The organism is Streptantibioticus rubrisoli (genome assembly GCF_024436055.1).
Taxonomy (GTDB): domain Bacteria; phylum Actinomycetota; class Actinomycetes; order Streptomycetales; family Streptomycetaceae; genus Streptantibioticus_A; species Streptantibioticus_A rubrisoli.
This window is the reverse complement of sequence record NZ_JANFNH010000088.1, coordinates 1-7651: the sequence shown is the minus strand read 5'-3', so window position 1 is coordinate 7651 and position 7651 is coordinate 1. Positions and strand designations below refer to the sequence as shown.

Here is a 7651-nt window from a genome sequence, read left to right as displayed (position 1 = left end):
CCCTCCGGGCCGCTGCGCCGATCTCGTCGCCCTCCACCACCCTCAACGGAGGCCCTCCGGGCCGCTGCGCCGATCTCGTCGCCCTCCACCACCCTCAACGGAGGCCCTCCGGGCCGCTGCGCCGATCCCCAAGCGGCCGTGTGGGTGACGACCGGCGGCGGAAGACTGCTTAAGGCCACCTTAAGACAGCCTTAAGACAGTCTGGTCCGCGCCGGGTCGTCACCCTGCGTCCCGTCGCGATCACAGCAGATCGGCGGGCTGTGGAGGGTCTGTCACTGCCCTCGGCATATGCCTTCCGGGTGGCTGGGAACCACCCTTGCGACGGGTTCAATTCCCCCGGTTCTGGCCCGAACCGGCGCCCGGGCGGCCATGATGAACGCATGGCGGGTCGGGGAGGATCTGAGCAGGCACAGCGGCCCAGCAGCGCCGCGGCGGCATGGACGGCGATGCCGCAGGACCGGCACGACGCCAACCCCTTGGTGCTACTGGGCAACCCATCGCTGGACGAGGTGCGGCTCACCTCGCGCCCGGAGTCCGCGTCCACCGCACGCCGGCTCACGCTGGCGGTACTGCGGCTGTGGGCGCTGCCGCAGCTCGCCGAGGACTGCGAACTGCTGGTCTCGGAGCTGGTGGGCAACGCCGTCCGGCACACCGGCGCCCGCACCTTCGGGCTGCGGATGCTTCGCCGCCGGGGGTGGATCCGGGTCGAGGTGCGGGACCCGTCGCGTGCGCTGCCGTGTCTGCTGCCGGTGCGGGAGTTGGACATCAGCGGGCGCGGGCTGTTCCTGGTCGACAAGCTCTCCGACCGCTGGGGAGTGGATCTGCTGCCGCGCGGCAAGACCACCTGGTTCGAGAAGCGGGTGGTCGAACGCTGAAGATGCGAGAAGCCCCCCGCGGCCGGGTCGCGGACGCGATGGGGGGCTTCTTCGTGACGCCGAGGAGCAAGGGGGGGTGTGGTCCGCGGCGCACGGGGCACGACCGAGCCCGGGTCAATGGGGGTCGCTGTCACGACTCTCGCACGGAGGCGCGGGGGAGACAAACCGGCGTACCCGGCGTTGGGTGCATATCGGACGTACCATCGATGGAATTAAAGGTGATACGTGCCACCACCCTTGAAAGTGGTGGCTACGGTCCGGTAATGACCTTGCGAGGCCGCGAATCCCTATGCGGCATTCGCCGCGGAAGGCGGCGATTCGCCAGACGGTGGCGTAATCGCTACGTATTGTCATGATCTACTGCTGATTGTGTGCGACGGCTCGGGCGGGCCGACCGAGGGTGAGGAGGGCGGCCCGAACGTCCGCGGCGTCGTTGTGGCTGGTCGCGCGGTTCCCCGTGCCCCTTCAGGGCGCTAACTATCCGGCACGTTCACACCGTGGGATCCGTGCGCAGCCGTTCGGCGAGTGCGCGCAAGACGAAGAAGTTCGGGATCTCGGACACCGCCGCATCCAGCGTGTGCCACGTCCCGGCGGTCTTGAGCGCGACGAACCCGTCGCGGACCGCGATCCGCTGGACCGACGGCCATGGCGCGGACACCCGCCCCGATCCGACCCGCTCCCCGGTCAGCCAGATGCCGCCGAAGGCGAGCCGCTCGCCCCTGTCGAGCGCGGCCAGCGCCCGGGGCAACCGGGCAGCGGTGACCGCCCGTTGGACCTCGGGCCCCCACTGCCGCGCGTCGCGGAACCCGACGCGGGCGCGGATCCCGGCCGGGCCGCGCTGCGAGCCGTCGTGCAGCACGAGCCGCCGCCCTTCGACATCGGTGACCGTGTAGGTGCGCGTGGTGTCCGGGTTGTCCTGCAGCACGGACGTGGTGGCGTAGCGGACGACGTGGATCCGCCCGTTGAGGGCCACGGTCATCCCGTGCTCGTACAGGTCCAGCCGCGCGTCCCGGGCCGCCCTCGGCGCGCGGTGCGTGACCCGGCACAGCACCGCGACGGCCGCCCGCCAGGGACGGGCCGTGCGTACCGCCCCCGGATAGGTGGCGAGTCGCCTGCCGATACGCTCCCGGCCCGCCGCCTCCGAGATCCTGGCCAGCAACAGCTCCCCGTCGCGGGAGCGTGGGGTCCGACCGGTCACGTCACCTCCCCGCGGTGGCGACGGTCCCGCGCAGGATCGCCTGCCGGGCCCGCCGCAGCGGCTCGCTGGGCAACACCCCCAGCTCGTCGGCCAGATGACGCCGGGTGCGGTCGAACACGGCCAGCGCCTCGCTCTGTCGGCCGCCGTTGTGCAGGGCGCGCATCAGCATCTCGGCGACGGGTTCGTTCTGCGGGTGCGCCACGGCCAGCCCCGACAACTCCTCCGTCGCCTCGGCGAGTTGGCCCAGCCGTAGCTGCCAGTCCAGCTTGCGTCGCGTCAGGGCGATCCTGCGCTCGGTGAGCCGCAGCCGCTCCAACTCGGCCAACGGCCCGGGAAGTGCGGCCAGCGGCTCGCCACGGAAGAGGCCCAGCGCCCGGGAGCAGGCGCGCACCGCCTCGGCCAGATCGCCTGCCCGCTCGGCCACCCCGGCCGCGGTCACGAACTCCTCCATGCGCGCCACGTCCACCTCGACCACGCCACGGGCGAGCCGGTAGCCGTAGCGGTCGCGTCTGATCACCGAGTCCGGACCGTCGCCGAGCCGCAGGATCTTGCGCAGCCGGTAGATGTAGACCGGCACGACGTTGCCGACCGGCGGCTCCATCCCCCATACGCCGTCGAGCAGTTCACGCTGGCTCACCGGCCGGTCAGGGCAGAGCGCCAGCACCGCCAGTACGGCCTGTTGGCGGAGCGGACCGAGGTCCACGGGCTGCCCGGCGCCCCAGGCCAGTAATGGCCCGAGCACGCAGACCCGCACCTCGGGCGCCGGGGCGCTGGTCCGCGGCACCGGGACCGCCGCGCGCCTGCGCGGGCCGCGGCCGGGTGCGACCAGGCCGCAGTCGAAGGCGTGGACGATGGCGGCGGCCCGGTCGCGCAGCCCGAGCTTGGCGAGGATCCGCCGCAGGTGTCCGGCCACGGCGTCCTCGGGTATGGCGAGGGCGGCGGCGATCTCCGCGTCCCGCAGGCCGCAGCCGATGGCGTAGAGCACCTCGCGCTCCTGGTGGTCGAGCGCGGTGACGGTTGGTTGGTCGGCGGTCGCGGTCGTCGGCATGGCGGTTCCCTGTTCTGCGGACTGGTCGGTCTGGTCGGTCTGGTTGGTCTGGCCGAGGCCGTCGATGCTGGTCGCGGCGCCGGAGAACCGACAGGCCAACGAACCGGCCGTCTCCGGCCGGTGGCCGCGCTAGAGTCCCCCACCTGGGAAAACCCGTGAAAAGGCGACACTTCAATGGGGGAGGCCGTGGGTTGTGGCCAGTGAGCTCGGCACGCTGCTACGGCGGCTGCGACGTCAGGCGGGGTTGACCCAGGAGGCCCTGGCGGAGCGCGCCGGGGTGGGGGTGCGCACCGTTCGCGGGCTGGAGACCGGCGAGCGGGCCGACCCTCGGGTGGCCACGGTGCGGTTGCTGGCCGACGCGCTGCGGCTGCGGCCCGAGGAGCGCGAGGAACTGCTGGGCGCCGCCGTCCGCCGCGGCGGGGACGGCGCCCCGCCCGAGCCGAGCCCGGTGCGGTCGGCTTCGGTGCTGGACGAGACGCTGGCCGATGTCGCCGAGCACCTCGCGCAGTCGGTGGCCGCCCGGTGGCAACGTGAGGAGGAGCAGCGGCAGGTCCAGGATCCGTTCCCGCTGCCCGTGCGCTGGCGGATGGCCGCTGAGGAACTGACCGACCACTGGGCCAACATCCGCCGTCTGCCCGCCGGGAGCACACACGGCCCGCTGGAACTGGGCGGCCGACTGGACGAGATCGTCGGCGTGTACCGCCGGATACCGTCCGGACGGCTGGTGGTGCTGGGCCGGTCCGGGTCCGGGAAGACGATCCTGACCGTGCGGTTCGTGCTGGACTACGTCAGGTCGCGGGCCCGGGCCGATGCCGTGCCGGTGATCTTCAGCATCGGCTCATGGAACCCCACCGCGGTCACCTTCCGGGACTGGCTGACCGGTCAACTCACCCGCGACCACCCCGGTCTGGCCGCCGCCGGTCCCGGTGGAACGAGCCTGGCCGCCGCCCTGGTCGCCACCGGCCGGGTGCTGCCCGTGCTGGACGGCTTCGACGAGATCGCCGACGGTCTGCGCCGCCCCGCGCTGGAGGCGCTGAACGCCACCACCTTGCCGCTGCTGCTGTCCAGCCGTCCGGCCGAATACGCCGCCGCGGTCGCGGAGACCGACGTGCTGACCTCCGCCGCGGCCGTCGAGCTGACCGATCTCACCCTGGACGACCTCGCCGACTACCTGCCGCGCACCACCCGCAAGTCCGGCGGCGCGGACCCCGCCGCGACCGCCTGGGACCCCGTGCTGAGCGAGCTGCGCGAGCGGCCGCACAGCCGGGCCAGCGCCCATCTCACCGAGGTGCTGGCCACCCCGCTGATGGTCGCGCTCGCCCGCACCACCTACAGCGACACCCCCGACCACGATCCGGCCACGCTGCTGGACACCCAACGGTTCGCCACCGCCGCGCAGTTGGAGGACCACCTCCTCGACAGCTTCACCGCCACCGTCTACCGCCCCCGTCCGGGCGCCGGCCCGCGCCGCGGCTTCGACCCGGAACGCGCCCGGTACTGGCTCGGCTACCTCGCCCACCACCTGACCCGGCTCGACACCCCGAACCTGGAGTGGTGGCGCCTCGGCGGCGGTCTGCGCCGCCCCACCCGCACGCTGGCGACCGCACTGGTGATCTGCCTGGCCCTCGGACTGGTGGACTGCGTCATCGGCATCCCCTTCGACCCCCTCGGCTTCCAGGTGGCGGACGGGCTGGTGGCGGGGCTGCTGTCCGGGGTGATGTTCGGGATCGCGTACTGGCTGATGGTCGCGGCCAAGGACACGGAGGTGGCGCCGTCCGTCGTGCGGCTGAAGATGTTCGGCAGAGCGGGGAGGACGAGCCGCAAAGCCCTCCCGCGCCTGGTGATCGGTTCGCTGTGCGGGCTGGTCTTCGGCTTCGGCTACGGCTTCGTGCGCCCGGTGTTCAACGGCCTGCTGTGGCGCTTCGGCCTCGCGGCCGGTCTGCGCGTCGGCCTTGACGACGGCACCGTCTACGGGCTGGTGTTCGCGCTGGGAGGCGGTCCGACCTTCGCCCTGCTGACCGTTCTGGAAACCCCGCTCGACATCCGGTCCGCCGTCAATCCGGTCAGCCTGCTGAAGACGAACCGCAGAACGGTCGCCGCCCAACTCCTCATCTGGGCACCCTCGTTCGGCCTGCTGGCCGGATTCGGCGCCGAACTGGTGGTCCGGGCCATGCGGGGACCGCTCGGCCCGCTCGTGTGGAACGCCACGGCGGGGCTCAAGCTCGGTGTGGTCAGCGGGCTCGGCGGGGCGCTCGGCTACGCGCTCGGCCTGACCGCCTGGGGCCAGTGGGCGGTCCTCTCCCGGATCTGGCTGCCGCTGACCGGGCGGCTGCCCTGGGCCGTGGTCACGTTCCTCGAAGACGCCTATCAGCGGGGCGTGTTGCGCCAGGCCGGAGCGGTCTACCAGTTCCGGCACGCCCGGCTGCAACACCACCTCGCCCGCGCCTACCGAGCCCCCCGACGCGACCGGGGCGGCACCGCCTCCGCGCCCTTTCACGGCGATTTCATCGACCGTTCCTAACGTCCCGCCCGATGTGTTCGCGGCCGCGCGTGAACAGTTGGCGCGCGCCGCCCTCGGGAGTGGAGTCTTCGGTGGACGATCTGCTGCACAAGTTGGTCTCCGGCGTGATCACGGGCGGACTGATCGCGTTGGCGGGGTGTCTGGGCGCCCAGCGACGCAAGAGGAAGTCCGCTCAGGCGCGGACGGCCGAGGTGGATGATCCGCGGTCGCGCTGAGCTGAGCAGGTTGGGTGGAGTCCGCTGCGGTTCGCTACCGTCCTGAAGGGGCGCGGGGCTGTGTTCATGTGCGGTTCCGCCGCGTGGGCGCGACCAGCCACCATGGTGCCGCAGACGATCGACGGCACATCGCCGCACTCCCAGCGGAGCGCTTGGCGGCTACGATCGTGGCCCGTTTCGATGACATGCAACTCGCCGCCATAGGCAAGGAGTTCAGGGTCCGCCCGGCGGTCCGGTCACGGTCGCGGGCCACGACCCCTGGTCACGCCCTGGCAGTTGACGGCAGAGGTCATGGGGTCGGCGGACGGTTCGCCTTCCGACGCGGCTCCCTGAGGGGGGATGTCCCTTGGCGCTCCACACGGCAGGGCCGGATGTCCAGATGGCGCGCGTCGGAGGCCGGTGGCGGGTCACCCGGCCCTGGCATCCGGGACTCCGTCCGTACCTGCGCAGTTACGCGGGCTACTGGGAGGCGGTGCCTTCGCCCTACCAGGTGCGGGTGGTTCCGACCGGCCGCGCCGTGGTGGTGATCAGCCTCGCGGAGCCGTTCACCCAGGTCCGCCGGTTGGGGGCGCCGGGTGCGGGCAGCGGCAGGATCGGCTCGCTGGTCGTGGGGCTGGAGGACCGGCCCGCGCTGTGCGAGCACCCGGGTGGCCAGGAGGCGATCCGGCTGGAGTTCACGCCACTGGGCGCGTACCGGCTGTTCGCCATGCCGATGCGCGAGTTGACCAATCAGGCGGTCGAACTCCATGACGTCCTGGGCCCCCAGGCCGGGCAGTTGGTGGAGCGTCTGGCCGACATACGTGACTGGTCGGCCAGGTTCGATCTGCTGGACTCCGTGTTACTGGCCCGGCTCGGGCACGGCCCCGACCCCGCTTCGGAGGTCAGTTACGCCTGGCGGTTGCTCTACCGTACGGGCGGAACGATGCCGATCGCCCGGATCGCCGCCGAAGTGGGCTGGAGCCAGGGGTACTTGCTGCGCCGGTTCACCGAGCAGATCGGCATGGCGCCCAAGACGTCCGCCCGGGTCCTGCGCTTCCACCGCGCCATAGGGCTGCTCAGCCGTGGGGACGCGAGCCTGGCCGAGGTCTCCACCATCTGTGGCTTCTACGACCAGGCCCATCTCAGCCGCGAGTTCCGCGCCCTCGCCGGTACCACTCCCGGCCGGATGACGTCCATTCGCCGCACAGAAGGGGCCCTCGCGCTCTGAGGCCGGATTCGTCCAAGACCGACGCTGCCAAGCGCCGATAGGTACGTGGCGAACTGCCCTGCCCGGCAAGTCAGTTCAACGGCACCAGCCCGTTGTCTGAGCCCTGGCGGCGGCAGTGCTTTCGCCGTTTCACGGCGATTTCATCGGCCGCTCCTAGCGTCGTGCCGTAGCGGACTCACCGATCGGGGGGAACGACTGTGTCGACGGAAATCGTGATCGAGCTGACACCGCGCGAGGCGGCGGACGGCGTCACCAGGGTGGTGTCGCTGCCGAGCGGACCGCGCACGCTGCGCATCCCGCCGTGCCGGGACGGCAGCCTGGTCCGCGTCACCGACGAGGGGCGGCAGGTGCCGCTGCGCATCCGGGTCACCGCGGCCGGTGCCGCGTCGGCGACACGGCCGCGGCGCCCGGCGGCACTGCTCGTGCTGGGGGCGCTCGCCGTCATGCTCGCCGCCGTCGCCTCGTGCGACCGCGGCTCCGGCAACGACGCGGCGGATCCGCTCCCCGCCGCCTCCAGCAGCTACGACCCCACCGGCGGCGCCGGGGACGACCCCACCCCCAGCCCCACGCCCACCCCCACCGACACC

Annotated in this window: 6 protein-coding genes and 1 pseudogene; 5 read left to right on the top strand and 2 right to left on the bottom strand. The window is 72.3% G+C overall.

What is annotated here, in order from left to right; all coding sequences use genetic code 11:
* Positions 1-380 precede the first annotated feature (380 nt).
* Positions 381-875: an ATP-binding protein gene (locus NON19_RS32840; protein ID WP_255932931.1), complete on the top strand. Its 495-nt coding sequence runs from the start codon at positions 381-383 to the stop codon at positions 873-875.
* A 490-nt stretch (positions 876-1365) separates the two neighbouring features.
* On the opposite strand, the gene NON19_RS32835 is transcribed toward NON19_RS32840, so the two are convergent.
* Positions 1366-2073, bottom strand: coding sequence for a DUF6585 family protein (locus NON19_RS32835; RefSeq protein WP_255932930.1), 708 nt, complete (start codon positions 2071-2073; stop codon positions 1366-1368).
* A 1-nt stretch (position 2074) separates the two neighbouring features.
* Positions 2075-3121: an AfsR/SARP family transcriptional regulator gene (locus tag NON19_RS32830; RefSeq protein WP_255932932.1), complete on the bottom strand. Its 1047-nt coding sequence runs from the start codon at positions 3119-3121 to the stop codon at positions 2075-2077.
* A 193-nt stretch (positions 3122-3314) separates the two neighbouring features.
* Between NON19_RS32830 and NON19_RS32825 the strand changes: the two genes are divergently transcribed.
* From NON19_RS32825 to NON19_RS32810, 4 genes and pseudogenes are all read left to right on the top strand, one after another.
* Positions 3315-5642 (top strand): NACHT domain-containing protein, encoded by a 2328-nt coding sequence (locus NON19_RS32825; RefSeq protein WP_255932929.1) that lies wholly within the window; start codon positions 3315-3317, stop codon positions 5640-5642.
* Between the two features lie 71 nt (positions 5643-5713).
* Positions 5714-5857 carry a hypothetical protein gene (locus tag NON19_RS32820; RefSeq protein WP_255932928.1) on the top strand — a complete coding sequence of 48 codons (144 nt, stop codon included), beginning with the start codon at positions 5714-5716 and terminating at the stop codon, positions 5855-5857.
* Positions 5858-6236: 379 nt separating this feature from the next.
* Positions 6237-7064, top strand: coding sequence for a helix-turn-helix domain-containing protein (locus NON19_RS32815; RefSeq protein WP_255932927.1), 828 nt, complete (start codon positions 6237-6239; stop codon positions 7062-7064).
* Between the two features lie 197 nt (positions 7065-7261).
* A pseudogene (locus tag NON19_RS32810) lies at positions 7262-7651 on the top strand (hypothetical protein); the annotation flags it as partial.

Excerpts from the sequence above, each read along its gene's own strand:
- NON19_RS32815 (WP_255932927.1), top strand. The coding sequence starts at position 6,237 with ATGGCGCGCGTCGGAGGCCGGTGGCGGGTCACCCGGCCCTGGCATCCG.
- NON19_RS32840 (WP_255932931.1), top strand. The coding sequence starts at position 381 with ATGGCGGGTCGGGGAGGATCTGAGCAGGCACAGCGGCCCAGCAGCGCC.
- NON19_RS32830 (WP_255932932.1), bottom strand. The coding sequence starts at position 3,121 with ATGCCGACGACCGCGACCGCCGACCAACCAACCGTCACCGCGCTCGAC.